Below are 17,921 nucleotides of genomic sequence, written 5' to 3'. Positions count from 1 at the left end.
CCGTGCCGCGCCGGTTGCCCAGTGGGGGTCGGTGTCCGGTGCCGGTGGCTACCTGCCGGCTTCCTCGGCGAGCGTCGCCAACAGCTGTGCGACCAGGGGGTTCGGGTCGTTCGCGCGCCAGGCGACGGCCACGCGGGTACGGGCGGTGCCGGGGTCGATTTTGCGGAAGGCCACGCCCTTGAGGCGGATGCGCCGGATGCTCGCGGGGGCGAGCGAGACGCCCAGACCGGCTTCCACGAGGGCGCAGACGGTCTGCCACTCCACGGCGTGCTGGGCCGGCTGAGGTGTGAACCCCGCCGCGGTGCACAGGTCCATGATCTGGTCGTAGAGCGTCGGCCCGACCGCACGCGGCAGCAGGACGAACGGGTCCTGGGCCAACTGGTCCAGGCGCACGGTGCGTTGGGCGGCGAGAGGGTGGGAGGACGGCAGCGCGGCGACGAAGTGCTCGCTGAGCACCGTACGGAAGCCGAGCTCGGGCTCGTCGTCCGGGGGCTCCCGCAGCAGCCCGATGTCGATGCTGCGGTCGTGCAGGGCCCCGAGCTGCGGAGCGGTGGTCATCTCGCGGATGTCGAGCTGCACACCGGGACGCCGCTCGTGGAAGGTGCGCAGCAGGCCGGGCAGGACCGTCAGGGCGACGGAGGCGGAGAAGCCGATGCGCAGCCGGCCGGCCCGGCCGCTGCCGACGGCGCGGGCGGCGGCCAATCCGTCGGCGAGCGCGTCGAGCATCCGCCGCGCGGCGGGCAGCAGTTCACTTCCCGCCGGGGTCAGGGCGACGCCGCCGGGCGCGCGGACGAACAGCGCGTGGCCGACCTTGTCCTCGAGCCGGCGGATCTGCTGGCTCAACGGCGGCTGGGCGATGCCGAGTCGGGCGGCCGCATGGCCGAAGTGCAGTTCCTCGGCGAGCACGACGAAGGCGTGCAGCTGGGGCAGGGGGAGCTCGGGACGCTCCATACGCTCCGGGACACGACCAGGGATACGACGCTCCATAGGCTCAGGGATATCAGGTCATGCGCGTAGGCGTATTAGACGTATCGATGCAGGCCACTTAGCGTTCGGCGCATGACAGAACGACGCGTGATCCTCAGCGGTTCGACCTTCGAGGAACAGATCGGATACGCCCGGGCCGTGGTCGACGGCGACCGGGTGCATGTGTCCGGAACGACCGGTTTCGACTACACGACCATGACGATCTCCGACGATGTCGTGGAGCAGGCCGAGCAGTGCCTGCGCAACATCGAGGCCGCGCTGGCCGAGGCGGACTGCACCTTTGCCGACGTGGTGCGGGTCCGCTATCTGCTGCCCGACCGCAAGGACTTCGAGCCCTGCTGGCCGGTGTTGCGGCGCCGCTTCGGCGAGGTGCGGCCCGCCGCCACGATGCTGATGTGCGGCCTCGCGGACCCCAGGATGAAGATCGAGATCGAGGTGGACGCACGGCGTGACAGCGGGCCGCGGAACTCTTAGTCGAGGAGCTCTTGGTTGAGGAGCTCTTGGTCGAGGAACCCGTGGCCGGGGAGCCTTCAGTCGAGCAGCCGGACCGGGTCCCCGACGTGGAGAGTGCCCGTCGTCTCCGGGATCAGGTTCTGGCCGAAGACCAGCTCGTCGCCGAAGCGGCGGTGGCGCGCCAGGGTGCGCAGCGGTTCCTTGCCGCGTTCGGCCGTGAGCTGGTTCGTGGTCGTCACCACGCAGCGTCCGCAGGGCTTCGCCACCCGGAAGACCACCTCGCCGATGGCGATCCGGCGGAAGTCGTCCTCGGCCCAGGGGGCGGCACCCGCGATGACCACATTGGGGCGGAAACGATTCATCGGCAGCGGACCCTCGTCGGCGTGATCCCCTTGGGCGATCAGCGAGTTGAGGGCGTCGAGCGAGGCGAGCGTGGTCAGCAGCAGCGGATAGGCGTCCGCGAACGACACCGTCTCGCCGGGCCGCGCGAACTCGGGGTCGATGGGCCTGCGGGTGGCCGGGTCGTCGAGGTGGACCAGCCGTACATCGGTCTGCAGATACTCGCTGAACCAGGCGTGCGCCTCGTCCGCGGCGAGCACCGCCTCGATCTTGTCCTGCCACACCCCTACCGTCACGGTGCCCTCGGGCTCGGGTACCGCCACGCTCAGCGCTTCGCGGCCCGGGGCGGCGAAGCGCACCCCGTCCTCGGTCAACTCGGGCTCGACGAGAGCGAGTTGCCGCTGCCCTCGCTGGGTCACCAGGCGGCCGTCGGTGTCGACCAGGAGCCAGCGCCGGTCACCGGCCAGCCCCCAGGGCTCGACCACGGCTGAAGGCGGCGCGAAACCTCGCGCCGCCTTCAGCGGGTGGACATGAATCGCATGCAGGTTCATCGCATGTGCTGTCGAGGTCGGCATGGAGCCCATCCTGCCAGTCCGCTCCGGGGACTCCACAGCCGGTCGATCAGTAGCCGCGGCCGCCGGGATGCTGGCGGTAGTACGGGTCCTCGTACGGCATCGGCGCGGCGGCCGGGCGCGGGGCGGCCGGGCGCATGGCCTCGTACCCGTTGCCCGCCACCGGACGCTGCTGCTGCGGCATCGGCTGCTGGCCGGCATAGCCGCCGCGCTGCACCGAAGGCTGCTGCGGGATGTACGGAGCGGGCGCGTGCTGCAGGGGCGCCTGCTGCTGGCCGTAGGAATACGAGTGCTGCGCCGGCTGCGGCGAAGGGGCGGCAGGCAGCGCGGGAAGCGCGGCCGGCAGTGCGGGCAGGTAGCTGCCCGGCGTGTCGTACGCGGAGGGCACCCGGATCGGGGCGATCTGCGGCGTACCCCGCTCGGCCACGAGGGAGTCGTAGATCGGGGTGTCCGGGAAGGACGGCGCGGAGTAGTAACCGCCGCCGTAGGTGGAGCGGGGGGAGGTCATGGCACATAAGTTAAGCCCACGATGTGCTGGTTGGATAGCCCTGACATCGGTGGGGCTTGTGTGGAAAACATCAGGACTTGACGCGCTCCTTTCGCTTTGCGTGCCATGCGCTCAACTCGCAGTCGCCAAAGCCGGATACGAACGGTCAAAATGTCGCTCAATTGTCCAGTTTGGTTTCCCTCAACCAGCCGCGGGTACGGCACGGCCCGCACAACCTCGGACTCGGGCTGCGCGGGTGTCACGAACCGGTGTCGAAACGGAACTCCGGATTCGTTCGAGCCGGCCGCTTCCACGGGCGGGAGTGCGGCGCGGGCAGGGGGCGTGCGGCAGGGGGCGGCTGCCCCCCGCCGAGCCCGTACGAAGTTCACCCGGGACGGTGAGCTTCGAGGACGACGTCCTAGCGCAGCCCCACCTTGCGGGCGAGCCGGCCCAGCCTGCGCCGCACGCCGGAGCGCCGGACGGGAGCGGGTGCGGGCAGCCGGTCCTTGACCTGGCGGAAGTGGTCGGCGCGGGTGCGGGCGAGATACTCGTCGGACGTCAGCGGCTCCGCGATCTTCCACGCGCGCCGGTGATCGCCTTCGTAATGCAGTACGAAGGCCTTCGCGAGTTCCAGTACGGATCGGAAAGGGATGCCGCCCGTGTGGTCGCGGTCGAGCCGTTCCTGCACGGCCGAGATGAGAGCGAGTTTCCGCTCGACGCCGAAGTCGTCCTCGGCGACGGCCCGCAGGACCTCCGCCGGGATCTCCTCGGTGACCTCGAACGCGAGGGTCGAGCGGATCGGCGGCCCCGCGAGCTCGATATAGGGGAGCAGCGCACCGGTGCTGTAGTGCAGCCAGGGCAGCCGGGGGCCGGCGAAGTCCTGGTGCAGCACCACCGATCCGGGCGCGAGGCGGGGCAGAAAGCGCTCGGCCACGCAGGTCCACACGCGCGCGGTCTTGGCGATGTCGACATGGAGGAACTCGATGGGCCGCTTCTCGTCCGGGTCGGAGGTCTCCCAGATGTCACCCGCGTGTATCTCGACGAAGTCGAGGAAGGGGCCGAGGACTTCCTGGAAGTCCTCCAGGAAGGAACTCTGCCCTTCCGGGGCCTTCCCGCCCGCGAAGAACTTCTCGGTGGCGAAAGTGCCCTTTCCGACGCGGAAGAAGTCGTACGCATGGAGCTTCGCGGAACTCCGGTCGAACTCCGGGTTCTCGCTCAGACCCAGCGCCGCGGCATAGGTGGAACCTCCGCCGCCGGAGCCCAGTTCGACCAGGTCGCCCTGTGCACCGGTCAGCCGGTGCTTGCCGAGCAGATAGAGAAAGCGCAGCTCGAAGGCGCTGCATTGGGTGTACGGAAGATCCTCCGGCAGTTCGACGGTGTCGAGCTGCGGGTAGAGCTGGCCGAGGGACGGCATGGTGACCTCATGTCTCGCGCGGAACCGGTGGAATCGGGGGCACCGGTGGAACCGGTGGTCCCCGTGAACAAGGAGCGGCGGAGCCAAGTGGTGGGGGGAGTAAGGCACTTGTGGGTGTCGCAGGCTCGCGTGCGCGGATGGACTCGCCGTGACGGACCGGCGTACGGGCCATGAACGGCGCACCGCCGAACGGAGCGGCGGACGGGCGCGGAGCGCCGGCCGGATGTGGATCTGCCGTGCAGACGGCAAGCGGCCTGACCGGCGGGCGGGCTAAGTTGTGCGGGTACGCAAGGGGCCCCACCGGCGAAGACAGCCGGCGGCCCCGACGGTGGGGACTTTTTCCGAGGCGACGACGCGCTGATGGGGGCACGAATGTCCATGCAGAACTCCATGCCCAAGGGCTCGAATGTTGCGGTGCCCGCGCCCGCCGTCCGCATCGAGATCGGCTGGCGGTCCGGTCCGGGTGTGCCGGACGCCGACGCCTCCGCGCTGCTCCTGTCCTCCGGCAAGGTGCGCAGTGACGCGGACTTCGTCTTCTACAACCAGCCCTCGCACGCCTCCGGTGCGGTACGGCACGAAGGAAAGCGCGCCGACGGCGGGCAGACCGTCGACTGCCTGACCGTGGACCTCGGCCGGGTGGAGCCCGCCGTCGAGACGGTCGTGATCGCGGCATCGGCGGACGGCGGCACGTTCGGTCAGGTGCCGGGCCTGAACATCCGCGTGGTGGACGCGGCGAGCGGCGCCCAGATCGCCCGCTACGAGAGCGCGGACGCCTCGGTCGAGACGGCCTTCGTCCTCGGTGAGCTCTACCGGCGCCAGGGCGCGTGGAAGTTCCGCGCGGTCGGCCAGGGCTACAGCAGCGGACTCGAAGGCCTGGCGACGGACTTCGGGATCACGGTCGACGAACCGCAGCAGCCCGCGCCCGCGCCCGCACCGACCCCGGCTCCCGCACCTGTGCCCACGCCGACGGTGACCACCCCCGCGGCCCACGTCCCTCCGGTCGCCCCGCCGCCCCCGTCCGCTCCGCCGGTCGCACCCAACCCGGTCCAGCTCACCAAGGTGACGCTCACCAAGAACGCGCCCACGGTCTCGCTCACCAAGCAGGGCGGCATCTCGGGCGGGATGCGGGTCAACCTCAACTGGCAGGTGCGCAAGCAGTTCAAGGGCTGGGGCGCCAAACTCGGCCGCGCCGTCGCCATGCACGCGGACCTCGACCTGGACCTGTGCGCGCTCTACGAACTCGCCGACGGCCGCAAGGGCGTGATCCAGGCCCTCGGCAACGCCTTCGGCTCGCTCGACCACCCGCCGTACATCCATCTCGACGGCGACGACCGCACCGGCGCCCTGGCGACGGGTGAGAACCTCTCGATCAACCTCGACCACAAGAACGCCTTTCGGCGCATCCTCATCTTCGTCACGATCTACGAGGGCGCCCGCAGCTTCGCCGACCTGAACGCGACGGTCACGCTGACCCCGCAGCACGGCGCGTCCATCGACTTCTCGCTCGACGAGTGCACGGTCCCTTCGACCGTCTGCGCCCTGGCCCTGCTCACCAACGAGCACGGCGATCTGCTTGTACGACGCGAATCGCGGTTCCTGGTCCCCGAGCGCGGCGTCAGCCCGCAGCGCACCGTCGACTACGCGTACGGCTGGGGTCTGGACTGGACCCCGGGCCGCAAGTGACACCCCACTGGTGAGGCCTCACTGGTCGGGGGCGGCTTCGGTGCGGTCGGGCCGCGCATAGGTGCGGCCCTTCCACGCGGCACCACGCCCCTCGTAGTGCTGCACGGCCGAGTCCACGGTCATCAGGAGATAGAGCACCGCCGTCCCCGGCAGCAGCGGAGCGAGCCACAGCGGCTGCCGGTAGTAGCGGAGCATCGGGACATACGTGGCCGTCATCACCAGCCACGCGAGGCCGGCCGCCCACGCGGCCGGCCCGTCCCCTGCCGCCCAGGCCACGGCCAGGCCCACCGGCGGCACCACGTATACGAGCAGCAGACCCGCGACCGTGCCGAGCAGCAGCAGCGGCTGGTGCCGCAGCTGTGCGTACGCGCTGCGCGAGACCATCCGCCACAGATCACCGAGCCGCGGATACGGGCGGACGCTGTCCACCTTGTCGGCGAGCCCCAGCCAGACGCGGCCGCCGCTGGATTTGACCGCCCTCGCCAGTGCCACGTCGTCGATCACCGCGTGCCGGATCGACTCCGGCACGCGTGCGCGGGCCGCGGCCTCGTCGCGCAGCAGCACACAGCCGCCCGCCGCGGCCGCCGTCCGCGCCCCGTCCACGGCGATCCAGCGGAACGGATACAGCTGCGCGAAGAAGTACACGAACGCCGGAACGATCAGACGCTCCCAGACACTCGTCGCCCGCAGCCGCGCCATCTGCGAGACCAGATCGAACCCCGAGCCGTGCGCGGACGCCACCAACTCCCGCAGGCTGTCCGGCTCGTGGGCGATATCGGCGTCCGTGAGCAGCAGATACTCGGGGTGCGCGGCCTGCCTGGCCTCGGCGATCCCGTGCCGCACCGCCCACAACTTCCCCGTCCAGCCCGCCGGCGGCTCACCCGGTGTCGTCACCGTCAGCGGCAGCCCGCCGTGCTGTGCCGCGAGGGTGCGGGCCAACTCCCCGGTGCCGTCCGAGCTGGAGTCGTCGACGAGGAAGATCCGCGCCTCGCCGGGATAGTCCTGCTTCAGGAGCGAGGGCAGACTCAGCGGCAGCACCGCGGCCTCGTCCCTGGCCGGTACGACCAGCGCGACCGAGGGCCAGCGATCGGGATCGCGGCGGTCGGGCAGCCTGATGTCGGTACGCCAGAAGAAGCCCTGTCCGAGCAGCAGCCACAGCCAGGCGGCGAGCGACAGGGCGGCGGTCCAAGCGAGTGCGCTCATCCCCGCGATGATGCCCCACACCACGGTCCAAAGGGCGCAATCATCTATGGTGGGCCGGGTGAAGATCGCGCTCCTGGACTCCGGAATCGGCCTGCTCCCCGCCGCCGCCGCGGTGCGGCGACTGCGGCCCGACGCCGATCTCGTGCTCACCTGCGACCCCGAGGGAATGCCCTGGGGCCAGCGCACTCACGAGGATCTGACCGGCCGCGCCCTCGCCTGCGCCGAGGCCGCCGCCGCTCTGCACCCGGACGCGCTGATCGTCGGCTGCAACACGGCCTCCGTGCACGCCCTGCCCGCGCTGCGCGCCCGTCTCGAACCGCAGATCCCCGTGATCGGCACCGTCCCGGCCATCAAGCCGGCCGCCGCCGGCGGCGGCCCGGTCGCGATCTGGGCCACGCCCGCCACCACCGGCAGCCCCTATCAGCGCGGCCTGATCAAGGAGTTCGCGGCCGGGATCGACGTCACCGAGGTGCCCTGCCCCGGTCTCGCCGACGCCGTTGAGCACGCCGACGAGGCGGCCATCGACCGTGCGATCGCCGCGGCCGCCGCGCTCACCCCGAAGAACGTCCGCGCCGTGGTTCTCGGCTGCACCCACTACGAACTCGTCGCGGAGCGTATCCGAGCCGCCGTACAGCAGCCCGGTGAAGCTCCCCTCGCCCTGCACGGGAGTGCGGGCGCCGTCGCCGCCCAGGCCCTGCGCCGCACCCACATCGAACCCGCACCCGACGCCCCCGCCACGGGCTCCCTGACCGTGCTGCTCACCGGCCGCGAAGGCGACCTTCCGGCCGCCGCGCTCGCGTACGCGGAAGGCCGTCGTCTGAAGGTGACCAGCGCGGCCCACTGAAGCCGCCGGGACCCGCCGGATACATGGGTCCCACAACCGAATGTCACGCTCCGCGATCCCGTGCCTTCGCAGCGGAACACTAGTAGCCTTCACGCCATGAGGGACCCCCACGAAGAGCGGGGCTCAGCGCCCCAGCCGGACATCTGGACCGGCCGTGCCACGAACCGTGTGCAGTGGCTGCTCGCGAGCTTCGGCGCGGCCTGCATGGCGCTCGGCATCGAGCTTGCCGTCGATTCCCCCTGGACCTCCGGACTCGCGCCGCTGGTGATGGCGGTGGTCGGCTGCGTGGCGGCGGGTCTCCTGATGCTGTTCGGCACCCTCGCCTTCGTCCATGTGGCGGTGCGAGTGGACAAGGACGCCCTCGAAGTGCGGTGCGGGCACATGGGTCTGCCGAGGCGGCGCATCCTGCTCGACCATGTCGTCACCGCCGAGTTCGCCCCCAAGATCACGCCGCAGCAGTGGGGCGGCTGGGGCTGCCGCTGGCGCCCCGAGAAGGGCACCGCTGTCGTCGTACGGCGGGGAGAAGGCCTGGTCCTGAACCTGGGCGACGGGCGGAAGTTCACCGTCACCGTCGACGATGCCGAAGCCGCGGTGCAGTTCATCCGCGAGCGGCTGCGGCTGCCCAGCGCAGGCCCCGCGCAGGGCGCCTGATCTTCCGTCGAACCGAACGCCCTTTCCCTGGTCACAGCCGCGCGCCGTAGACTCCGCGGCGTGACAGCCACCATCACCCCGACCGGCGAGCAGACTCCGCCCGCGCCCGAACCGCGCGGCCTTCGACTCCTGCGCCGGCTCGTGCCGCTCGCGGTCGCGGCGCTCAGCGGCCTGCTCCTGTACGTGAGCTTCCCGCCGCGCACCCTGTGGTGGCTGGCGCTGCCCGCGTTCGCCGGACTCGCCTGGACGCTGCGCGGACGCGACTGGAAGAGCGCGCTGGGCCGCGGTTATCTCTTCGGCCTCGGCTTTCTGCTGCCGCTGCTCGTGTGGACCGGCGTCGAGGTCGGCCCCGGGCCGTGGCTCGCGCTGGTCGCGATCGAGGCGCTGTTCGTCGCGGTCACCTCGGTCGGAATCGCCGCGGTGTCCAAGCTGCCGGGCTGGCCCCTGTGGGCGGCCGCCGTATGGACGCTGGGCGAGGCGGCCCGCGCGCGGGCACCGTTCGGCGGCTTCCCCTGGGGGAAGGTCGCCTTCGGCCAGGCCGACGGGGTGTTCCTGCCGCTTGCCGCACTCGGCGGCACTCCGGTGCTCGGTTTCGCCGTGGTGCTCTGCGGCTTCGGTCTCTTCGCGGCGGTACGGGTGGTTCTCGCGTACCGCCGTACCCGCAGCCTGCACCGGGGCGCCGCGGCCGTGGCGCTCGCCGCCGTCGCCGTACCGGTCGTGGGGGCGCTCGCCTCGCTGCCGCTGGTCTCCGACGCGGCCGAGGACGGCACCGCCACCGTCGCCGTCATCCAGGGCAACGTGCCGCAGGCCGGACTCGACTTCAACGCCCAGCGCAAGGCGGTACTCGACCACCATGTGAAGGAGACGCTGCGGCTCGCCGAGCGGGTCCGCGAGGGCAAGGCGAAGAAGCCCGACTTCGTGCTCTGGCCGGAGAACTCCTCCGACATCGACCCCTTCCGCAACGCGGACGCGTACGCCGACATCGACGCCGCGGCGAAGGCCGTGGGCGCACCCATCTCCGTCGGCGGTGTCGTCGAGGAGGAGGACGGCCGGCTGCTCAACGAGCAGATCCTGTGGGACCCGGTCAAGGGCCCCACCGAGACCTACGACAAGCGGCAGATCCAGCCCTTCGGCGAGTTCCTGCCGCTGCGCTCCGTCGTCGACATGATCAACCCCGAGTGGGGTTCGATGGTGCGCAAGGACTTCAGCCGGGGCAGCGAGCCCGGTGTGTTCACGATGGCCGGGGCGAAGGTCGGGCTCGCGACCTGTTACGAGGCGGCGTTCGACTGGGCCGTACGCGACACCGTCACTCATGGCGCCCAGCTGATCTCGGTGCCCAGCAACAACGCCACGTTCGACCGCAGCGAGATGACCTACCAGCAGCTCGCCATGTCCCGGATCCGTGCCGTCGAGCACAGCCGCACCGTCACCGTGCCGGTGACCAGCGGCGTCAGCGCCGTGATCATGCCGGACGGCGAGATCGTGCAGCGCACCACCTGGTTCACGGCCGACACCCTGGTCGCCGAGGTGCCGCTGCGCTCCTCGCAGACCCCGGCCACCAAGCTCGGCATCGCGCCCGAACTGGCCCTGGTCGCCGTGGCCTTCGGCGGGATCGGCTGGGCTGTCGCGCATCGGGTCAAGGAGCGTCGTACGGCCGGGGAGTGAACGGCCGGGGGATCGGCCCGGCCGTAGATCAGCCGCGGGTTAGGGTCGGGGGTATGGGCACTCCCGACTTCATCCGAGAGATCCGGGCCACCGCGGGCCACCAACTCATGTTCCTGCCGGGCGTGACGGCGCTCGTCTTCGACGACGAGGGCAGAATCCTCCTCGGCCGGCGCGCCGACACCGGCAAGTGGTCGGTGATCGGCGGCATTCCCGAGCCCGGTGAGCAGCCCGCGGCCTGTGCGGTGCGCGAGGTCTACGAGGAGACCGGCGTCCACTGCGTACCCGAACGGGTCGTCCTCGTGCAGACGCTGGATCCGACGACGTATCCGAACGGCGACCAGTGCCAGTTCATGGACATCACCATGCGCTGCCGTGCCGTCGGCGGCGAGGCCTGTGTGAACGACGAGGAGTCCCTCGAGGTCGGCTGGTTCTCCGTGGACGCGCTGCCGCCGCTGCACGAGTTCGGCCTGTTCCGCATCAAGCAGGCGCTCCTTGACGAGCCCGCCTGGTTCGACCCGACGGTCTGAGCCGGTCGGCTGCCGGACTGCCGACTGCCTGATTGCTCAGACCCAGACGGTCCCCAGCCACACGGCCGCCGCCGCGAGCACGATCAGGGTGATGTTCAGGCCGGTCTCGCGCACCTCGCCGCGGGACAGATGCAGGCGCATCGCCCCGATCTGCAGTACGACGAGGCCGGCGGCGGCCGCGACGGCAAGCCACGGGGCTATGCCGGTCAGCGGCGGCAGCAACAGGCCCAGGGCGCCCAGGACTTCGACGATCCCGAGCGCTCTGAGTGCCGGCAGCGGCACCGTGTCCACCCAGGCCATCATCGGCTTCAGCCGCTCGGGGCTGCGCACGGCCTTGACGCCGCCCGAGTAGAGGTAGAACAGGCCGAGCAGTGCGGCGACGATCCAGTAGGCCACGGTCATGGCAGTCCCCCGAGGGTGGGTTGCGGGCAGGAAGTGGCCTCATGATGGGGCAGCGTCGAGGGGCTTACAAAAGGCACATCCGTGTGCCTGAGACAGGCACACGGATGTGCCTGAAGCGCGAGGAGCGGTCATGTCACAGGTGCAGCCGGAGGCGTCGGAGCCACAGCCGGACGGAGCGGCGGCGAACACGCCGTACGAGCACACCTGCATGATCCGCGGGGACGGCGGCCGGTCGGTCCGTGCCGTGCTCGACCGGATCGGCGACAAGTGGACGCTCCTGATCGTGGCCACCCTGGACGGGCGCAGGATGCGCTTCGGCGAACTGCATCAGCACGTTCCGGGTATCTCGCAGCGCATGCTGACCCTCACCCTGCGCCACCTCACCCGCGACGGCCTGGTGTCCCGTACGGCCTTCGCGGAGGTGCCGCCGCGTGTCGAGTACGCCCTGACGCCGCTCGGCCGGAGCCTGATCCCGCCGGCGTTGGCGCTGGCCGGATGGGCCGTGGAGAACAACGCGCGGATCATGGAGAGCCGGGCCGCGCACGACGAGGCCGCTCGCCGCAAGGGGTCGCCCGGGGAATAACCCGGGTTTGTATGTGCTTGGATGTTCTGTCGCACTTTACGATCGCGGTCGCTCTTTGCGGCCGCGTATTTTCATGGCAGAACCGAGGAGCACGACCCATGACCGCCGCACCGCCGGTGACCCAGCACGTTTTGGACAACCCGGCGTACGCCGCGCTCCTTGGGCCCCACGCCCACTTCGCCGAGCGGCGCGGTCAGGCACTGAGCTATCCCACGGACGTGGCGCTCTGGCAGGCGCTGCCGGACGAGCCCGACGCTCAGGACTGGGCGGATCTGGCCGCGCTGCGCGGCCCGGGCAACGAGGTCGCGCTGCCCGGTCTGCGCACCGCGCCGCCCGCCGACTGGAAGATCACCTTCGAGGGCCAGGGCGTGCAGCTGGTCGACGAGAACGTCGACGCCCGCCCCGACCCCGAGGCCGTACGACTCGGCCCCGCGGACGCCCCCGAGATGCTGGACCTCGTCGCGCGGACACAGCCCGGACCCTTCATGCCGCGGACCGTGGAGCTCGGCACGTATCTCGGCATACGGCGCGAAGGCCGCCTGGTCGCGATGGCGGGGGAGCGGATGCACCCGCCCGGCTACACCGAGATCAGCGCCGTCTGTACCGACGCGGCCTTCCGCGGCCGCGGCTTCGGCACGCGTCTCGTGCGGGCGGTGGCGTTCGGCATACGTTCGCGGGGCGAGATCCCGTTCCTGCATGCGTCGACCGAGAACGAAGGCGCGATACGCCTCTACGAATCTCTCGGCTTCCGCCGCAGGGGCATCACCCCGTTCGTCGGTGCGAAGGTGCCGTATCCGACGGGGTTCTGAGCCCCGGCTCGGTACGCGTAAGCGCCCCGGGACTCACCCCTTGTGGTACGCGTAGGCCTCCCGGGCCGCCGCCTCGACCGCGTCCAGGTCCGCTCCCGCCGAGGCGGTGACGACCGCGGCGACGGCGCCCTCGACGAAGGGGGCGTCCACCAGGCGTGAGCGGGGCGGGAGGTCGCCGTCGTCGAGGAGCAGCTTCACCGTCAGCACGGCGCTGCCCAGATCGACCAGGAGTGCGACACCCGCGCCGCGGTCCACTGAATGGGCCGCGGCCGCGATCAGGTCGGCGCTGGTGCCCAGGCCGCCGTGGGGGGTGCCGCCCGCAGCGGCGACCGGGGCCAGGGCCTTGCCGCCGGCCAGGCCGGAGGCGAGATCGGCGACCGCGGTCGCGACCGGACCGCTGTGCGAGACGAGGACGATGCCGACCAGTGGGGACTCGGTCATCCGGCGGCTCCGTCTCCGTGGTCCCCACCGGTGGCCTCGGACCCGTCGTCGGTGGAGGCCGCCTCGGCCAGCGCCGCCATCAGCAGCGCCGACGAGGTGGCTCCCGGGTCCTGATGGCCGATGCTGCGCTCGCCCAGATAACTCGCCCTGCCCTTACGGGCGATGAGAGGCACCGTGGCCTCCGCGCCGTCCGCGGCGGCCCGGGCGGCGGCCGGGAACGAGGTGTCCAGGGCCGCGACAGCCGGTTCGAGTGCGTCGATCATGGTCTTGTCACCCGCCACGGCGCCGCCGAGCTTGGCCACCGCCGCCACACCAGCGCGCAGCGCGGTGGCCAGCTGCTCCTCGGACACCTCCGTGGCCTCGCCGAGCTCTTTGCCGGTGCGGCGCAGCAAGGTCCCGTACAGCGGGCCCGAGGCCCCGCCCACCGTGGAGATCAACTGCCGTCCCGCCAGGACCAGGACGGCACCCGGTGTGGCCGGTGCCTCCTTCTCCAGGGCGGCCGCCACCGCGGTGAACCCGCGGCGCAGATTGCTGCCGTGGTCGGCGTCGCCGATGGGCGAGTCCAGTTCGGTCAGCCGCGTCGCCTCGCGGTCGACGGCTGCGGCGGTCGCCGTCATCCAGCGGCGGAAGAACTCGGCGTCGAGCACAGGATCTCCTGTCAGCGGTGGGCTCGGAGGCGGACTGAAGGTGGTGCGGCGCGTGCTGGGCCGGCTCACATGCCCCAGCGCAGTGCGGGTGTACGGACCGGTGCGTCCCACAGCCGGAGCAATTCCTCGTCGATCTCGCACAGCGTGACCGAGGCGCCGGCCATGTCCAGGGAGGTCACATAGTTGCCCACCAGGATCCGGGCCACGGGCACATCGCGTGCCGCAAGGACCCGCATGACCTCGCCGTGGAAGCCGTACAGCTCCAGGAGAGGTGTCGCGCCCATGCCGTTGACCAGGAGCAGCACCGGGTTGCGCGGGCGCATGTCGTCCAGGATCGCGTCCACGGCGAACTCCGCGATCTCGCCCGAGGTCATCATCGGACGCCGCTCGCGCCCCGGCTCGCCGTGGATGCCGATGCCCAACTCCAGCTGACCGGCGGGGAGATCGAAGGTGGGGCTGCCCTTGGCGGGCGTCGAACAGGCGCTGAGGGCGACACCGAAACTGCGGGAGCTCTCGTTCACCTGGCGCGCGATCGCCTCGACCCGCTCCAGCGGCATGCCTTCCTCGGCGGCCGCGCCCGCGAGCTTCTCCACGAACAGCGTGGCGCCGGTGCCGCGCCGCCCTGCGGTGTACAGGCTGTCGGTGACCGCCACGTCGTCGTTGACGAGCACCTTGGCGACTTGGACGCCTTCGTCCTCGGCGAGTTCGGCGGCCATGTCGAAGTTCATGACGTCACCAGTGTAGTTCTTCACGATGAACAGCACGCCCTGGCCGCTGTCCACGGCTGCCGCGGCCCGCACCATCTGATCCGGTACGGGACTGGTGAAGACCTCGCCGGGGCAGGCTGCCGACAGCATCCCGTGCCCCACGAATCCTCCGTGCAACGGCTCGTGACCGCTTCCGCCGCCCGAGACCAGGCCCACCTTGTCGGCCACCGGCGCGTCCCGCCGTACGATCACCCGGTTCTCGACATCCACCGTCAACTCCGGGTGGGCGGCGGCCATTCCGCGCAGCGCGTCCGCGACCACCGTCTCCGCCACATTGATGAGCATCTTCATGGGAACCTCCGGATCGATGGATCGTGCCGGCTGCCACACGTGCGTCTCGGCCCTCAGTATCGTTCGATGTCCGGTGCGGGTCACGGGGTCGGGCGCAGCCGGAACGAACCGGTCGTCGGCAGCGCGGACCTAGACTTGTGGCATGGCGCCCTTCAACTCCCGCCCGCAGCGGCGCCCTTATGTCGTAGCGCACACCGCTGTCGCACTCGACGGTGCGACCACGGGGTTCGCGCCGGATACCGAACGCTTCTACGCGCTGGCCGCCACCTGGCGCGAGGACATCACCCTGGCCGGGGCCGACACGATCCTCGCGCAGGAGAAGGCACTGGCCTCCGCCCCGCGCCCGGGGCCCGCCGCCGACGGGCCGCTGCTCGCCGTCGTGGACGCGAGACGGCGCATCCGGCAGTGGGACGCCCTGCGCGAAGTCGGGCACTGGTCGGGTGTGATCGCGCTCTACGCGGAGTCCACTCCCGCCAGGCCCCCGGGGTCGTCCGTACCGGAACTGGTCACCGGGACCGATCGCGTCGATCTGGCCGAAGCCATCGACACGTTGGGGCGCAATGAAGGTGCCGAGGTCGTACGTGTGGACAGCGGTGGATCCCTCACGGGAGCCCTCCTGAGCGCGGGTCTGCTCGACGAGGTGAGCCTGCTCGTCCACCCGTGCCTGGCCGGAGCGACGGGCGGGCATCAGTGGTACGGGTCGGCTTCGCACTCCGCGCACACCCTCGAACTCATCGCGAACGAGACCTTCGACGACGGCCTCGTCTGGCTGCGCTACCGCGTCGCGTGACCGCCTGACGGCCGCCTGGTCATGAGGCGTTCACGGCGAGCACGGTCTTGCGGCCCGCGCACGCGTACCAGCCGAGTGCGTCGGCCGCGAGCGCGGTGACCTGTGCGGGGGCCGTCCGGCCGGCGACGCGGGTCAGGCCGGTGCCGGTCGCGCGGAATGCCGTGCAGGTGCGGCCCGCCGCCGCGTACACCGTGTCCTGTCCGGGGGCCACGGCCGGCGGGCACTGGGCCGGGCTCGTGCCGTCGAACTCCTGCGGGCGGCCCAGGATCCGGCCCGTACGCGGGTCGAGAGCCGTCAGGGTGCGGTCGTCGCGCCAGTTCAGGAGCAGGCCGCCCGCGACGACAGGGGCAGCGGCGCCGCCCGGGAGGCGGGTCCAGGACGCGTCGAGACCGATGGTGGGGGAGCTCCACCGCAGCCGTGCGTCGTCGGCGGTGAAACCGTGCACGGTGGTGCCGGTGAGCAGCAGACCGGCAGGGCCGACGGAGGCGAGGGCCGTGGCGCCGTGCGCGATCTCGGCGTCCAGGGTGCGGCTCGCCAGGCGGTGGCCTGTTGCGGCGTCGATGATGTGGAGCGTTCCGGCGGTGGTGAGCACAGTGTACCGGTCCGCGGGCAGGGTGCCGACCGCCGCCACCGATGCGCCGTCGCCCAACTCCTTGTAGGTCCACAGCACTTCGCCGCTCTTCGCGTCGACGCAGGCGGGTTCGTTGTAGTCGTGCGGCAGCAGGAGGCGTCCGCCGGCGACCGCGGGGCGGCGCCGGTCGGTGTACTGGTCACGCCGCCACAGTTCGGCGCCGGAGGTGAGCGACACCGCGCGCAGGAGCCGCTCTTCGCAGATCACCATGACGGTGCCTGCCGGTACGTACCACTTCTGTGCCGGATCCGGGGCCGTCGGCTTCGGGAGGCTTTTGCCGGTGGCGACGGTGGTGGGAGTGAGCCCCAGGCCGCCCGCGAGCAGGATGCCGTCGCCGGTGACGCCCCAGTCGGCAGGGACGTCGGAACCGCTCTCGGCGGACCAGCGCCGCTTTCCCGTGGCTGCGGTGCGCAGCTGGACCACGCCGGTACTGGAGGGCACGTCCTCGGCGCCGTGCAACACGATCCCGAGGGGGGTGGCTAGGAGGGCGTCCACATGACCGGACTCGGTACCGAGCTGCCAGCGGATGCCGCCGGGGCCGCCCGCTCCTCGGGTCACCTTCCAGGCTTCTCCGGTGCCGCCGTCCGCGTCCGCGGGGGAGTGCGCCAGTGCGTAGCCGAACAGGCCGATCAGGCCCGCGCCGCCGGCCGTGAGCAGGCCGCGACGGGTCAACTCCCGGCGCCAGGAGGGTGGTTGTGGTGCCTGCGGCATCGGCTTGGTGGCGGGTTCCGGCTCGGGCAGGGCGCGTACGGCGCCCTCCGCGTCGGTCACCAGGGAGTGGACGGGCTCGTCGCGCCACCACGTCGCCGGCTGCGCGGCGGCGGTGCTCCTGAGCAGCTCATCAGGCGTGGGGCGTTGCTGCGGGGACTTGGCCAGGCAGCGCCCGATGAGTTCGCGAAGATCCTCGGGTACGCCGGAGAGGTCGGGCTCTTCGTTGACGATCTGGTACAGCAGTGCCGGGACCGTATCCGCACGGAAGGCGCCTTCGCCGGTAGCCGCGAAGGTGAGCACGGCGCCCAGCGCGAAGACATCCGTCGCGGCCGTCACCGAGCGGCCGTCGACGATCTGCTCGGGGGACATGTAGCCCGGTGTGCCGATCATGCCGCCCGTCTCCGTGAGCGCGGCATCGTGTTCCGCGCGGGCGATCCCGAAGTCGACGACGCGTGGCCCTTCGCGGGTGACCAGGATGTTGGACGGCTTGAGATCGCGGTGCACGAGGCGGGCCGCATGGATGTCGCGCAGCGCCTCGGCGAGGGCGGCGGTCAGCGCGCGGACCGCGGGTGCGAGCAGCGGGCCGGTCGCGGCGACGGCCTGCCGCAGGGTGACGCCGGGCAGGAACGCCGTGGCCAGCCACGGGAGTTCGGCGTCCGGGTCGGCGTCGAGCACGGGCGCCGTGTACGTCCCGGTGACCTTGCGGGCGGCGGTGGCTTCGCGCCGGAAGCGTTCCCGGTAGTGGGGGTCGGCGGCCAGGTGGGCGTGGACCGTCTTGAGCGCCACATGCCGGCCGCCGGGGGAGCGGGCCAGATAGACCTGCCCCATGCCGCCGGCTCCGAGCCTGCCGACCAGGCGGTGACGGCCGAGCTCCCGTGGGTCCTCGGTCAGCAGGGGTGCGGTCATCGGCTGTCTCCGGTGGGGAGTGGGGATGCGGTCATCGGCCGTCTCCACGTGGAGAGTGGGGATGCGTCATCGGCCGTCTCCACGTGGGGAGTACGGATGCGTCATCGGCTGTCTCCTG

The 17,921-nt window shown here is 71.4% G+C and carries 19 protein-coding genes; 9 read left to right on the top strand and 10 right to left on the bottom strand.

All coding sequences use genetic code 11. The features are described from left to right. Positions 1-48: 48 nt before the first annotated feature. Positions 49-951: a LysR family transcriptional regulator gene (locus H9Y04_RS25830; protein WP_187816399.1), complete on the bottom strand. Its 903-nt coding sequence runs from the start codon at positions 949-951 to the stop codon at positions 49-51. 108 nt (positions 952-1,059) lie between these two features. Between H9Y04_RS25830 and H9Y04_RS25825 the strand changes: the two genes are divergently transcribed. Then, positions 1,060-1,461, top strand: a complete 402-nt coding sequence (locus H9Y04_RS25825) for a RidA family protein (RefSeq protein WP_187816398.1) — start codon at positions 1,060-1,062, stop codon at positions 1,459-1,461. A gap of 56 nt (positions 1,462-1,517) precedes the next feature. Here H9Y04_RS25825 and H9Y04_RS25820 read toward each other — a convergent pair whose 3' ends face one another. The 3 genes from H9Y04_RS25820 to H9Y04_RS25810 form a co-directional block, all read right to left on the bottom strand. Beyond that, on the bottom strand, positions 1,518-2,354 hold the full coding sequence (locus H9Y04_RS25820) for an MOSC domain-containing protein (RefSeq protein ID WP_236071375.1): 837 nt from the start codon (positions 2,352-2,354) through the stop codon (positions 1,518-1,520). Between the two features lie 46 nt (positions 2,355-2,400). Beyond that, positions 2,401-2,859 carry a DUF6643 family protein gene (locus H9Y04_RS25815; protein ID WP_187816397.1) on the bottom strand — a complete coding sequence of 153 codons (459 nt, stop codon included), beginning with the start codon at positions 2,857-2,859 and terminating at the stop codon, positions 2,401-2,403. Positions 2,860-3,256: 397 nt separating this feature from the next. Further along, entirely contained in the window at positions 3,257-4,252 is a 996-nt protein-coding gene (locus H9Y04_RS25810; RefSeq protein ID WP_187816396.1) for a class I SAM-dependent methyltransferase, read from the bottom strand. A gap of 372 nt (positions 4,253-4,624) precedes the next feature. Here H9Y04_RS25810 and H9Y04_RS25805 point away from each other — a divergent pair, with 372 nt between their 5' ends. Then, the gene (locus tag H9Y04_RS25805; RefSeq protein WP_438818145.1) at positions 4,625-5,935 is read left to right on the top strand and encodes a TerD family protein; all 1,311 of its coding nucleotides are present in this window, start codon (positions 4,625-4,627) and stop codon (positions 5,933-5,935) included. 18 nt (positions 5,936-5,953) lie between these two features. On the opposite strand, the gene H9Y04_RS25800 is transcribed toward H9Y04_RS25805, so the two are convergent. Continuing rightward, entirely contained in the window at positions 5,954-7,138 is a 1,185-nt protein-coding gene (locus tag H9Y04_RS25800) for a glycosyltransferase (RefSeq protein ID WP_187816395.1), read from the bottom strand. Between the two features lie 58 nt (positions 7,139-7,196). Here H9Y04_RS25800 and H9Y04_RS25795 point away from each other — a divergent pair, with 58 nt between their 5' ends. From H9Y04_RS25795 to H9Y04_RS25780, 4 genes are all read left to right on the top strand, one after another. Further along, complete coding sequence (locus tag H9Y04_RS25795) at positions 7,197-7,982, top strand: glutamate racemase (protein WP_308801100.1); 786 nt, start codon at positions 7,197-7,199, stop codon at positions 7,980-7,982. Positions 7,983-8,078: 96 nt separating this feature from the next. Continuing rightward, positions 8,079-8,633, top strand: coding sequence for a hypothetical protein (locus H9Y04_RS25790; protein ID WP_187816393.1), 555 nt, complete (start codon positions 8,079-8,081; stop codon positions 8,631-8,633). A gap of 60 nt (positions 8,634-8,693) precedes the next feature. Continuing rightward, positions 8,694-10,298, top strand: coding sequence for an apolipoprotein N-acyltransferase (lnt, locus tag H9Y04_RS25785; RefSeq protein ID WP_438818144.1), 1,605 nt, complete (start codon positions 8,694-8,696; stop codon positions 10,296-10,298). 53 nt (positions 10,299-10,351) lie between these two features. After that, on the top strand, positions 10,352-10,825 hold the full coding sequence (locus H9Y04_RS25780) for an NUDIX hydrolase (RefSeq protein ID WP_187816392.1): 474 nt from the start codon (positions 10,352-10,354) through the stop codon (positions 10,823-10,825). Positions 10,826-10,861: 36 nt separating this feature from the next. Here H9Y04_RS25780 and H9Y04_RS25775 read toward each other — a convergent pair whose 3' ends face one another. Beyond that, positions 10,862-11,227: a DoxX family protein gene (locus H9Y04_RS25775; RefSeq protein WP_187816391.1), complete on the bottom strand. Its 366-nt coding sequence runs from the start codon at positions 11,225-11,227 to the stop codon at positions 10,862-10,864. A gap of 130 nt (positions 11,228-11,357) precedes the next feature. On the opposite strand from H9Y04_RS25775, the gene H9Y04_RS25770 reads away from it, so the two are divergent. Further along, entirely contained in the window at positions 11,358-11,810 is a 453-nt protein-coding gene (locus tag H9Y04_RS25770) for a winged helix-turn-helix transcriptional regulator (protein ID WP_187816390.1), read from the top strand. 98 nt (positions 11,811-11,908) lie between these two features. Continuing rightward, complete coding sequence (locus H9Y04_RS25765; RefSeq protein WP_187816389.1) at positions 11,909-12,619, top strand: GNAT family N-acetyltransferase; 711 nt, start codon at positions 11,909-11,911, stop codon at positions 12,617-12,619. A gap of 33 nt (positions 12,620-12,652) precedes the next feature. Here H9Y04_RS25765 and H9Y04_RS25760 read toward each other — a convergent pair whose 3' ends face one another. The 3 genes from H9Y04_RS25760 to dhaK form a co-directional block, all read right to left on the bottom strand. Continuing rightward, positions 12,653-13,060 (bottom strand): PTS-dependent dihydroxyacetone kinase phosphotransferase subunit DhaM, encoded by a 408-nt coding sequence (locus H9Y04_RS25760; protein ID WP_187816388.1) that lies wholly within the window; start codon positions 13,058-13,060, stop codon positions 12,653-12,655. Beyond that, positions 13,057-13,707 (bottom strand): dihydroxyacetone kinase subunit DhaL, encoded by a 651-nt coding sequence (dhaL, locus tag H9Y04_RS25755; protein ID WP_187816387.1) that lies wholly within the window; start codon positions 13,705-13,707, stop codon positions 13,057-13,059. Before dhaL ends, H9Y04_RS25760 begins: the two co-directional genes overlap by 4 nt. Positions 13,708-13,772: 65 nt before the next feature. After that, a complete protein-coding gene (dhaK, locus tag H9Y04_RS25750; protein ID WP_187816386.1) occupies positions 13,773-14,765 on the bottom strand; it encodes a dihydroxyacetone kinase subunit DhaK in 993 nt (330 codons plus the stop codon). Between the two features lie 142 nt (positions 14,766-14,907). Here dhaK and H9Y04_RS25745 point away from each other — a divergent pair, with 142 nt between their 5' ends. Beyond that, positions 14,908-15,555 carry a dihydrofolate reductase family protein gene (locus H9Y04_RS25745; protein WP_187816385.1) on the top strand — a complete coding sequence of 216 codons (648 nt, stop codon included), beginning with the start codon at positions 14,908-14,910 and terminating at the stop codon, positions 15,553-15,555. 19 nt (positions 15,556-15,574) lie between these two features. Here the strand turns inward: H9Y04_RS25745 and H9Y04_RS25740 are convergent, their stop codons facing one another. Then, positions 15,575-17,803 carry a serine/threonine-protein kinase gene (locus tag H9Y04_RS25740; RefSeq protein ID WP_187816384.1) on the bottom strand — a complete coding sequence of 743 codons (2,229 nt, stop codon included), beginning with the start codon at positions 17,801-17,803 and terminating at the stop codon, positions 15,575-15,577. Between the last annotated feature and the right edge of the window lie 118 nt (positions 17,804-17,921).

Origin of the sequence: Streptomyces polyasparticus, assembly GCF_014493765.1 — a bacterium.
Taxonomy (GTDB): domain Bacteria; phylum Actinomycetota; class Actinomycetes; order Streptomycetales; family Streptomycetaceae; genus Streptomyces; species Streptomyces polyasparticus.
The sequence above is the reverse complement of the archived record's forward strand: the minus strand, read 5'-3'. Positions and strand labels throughout refer to the sequence as shown.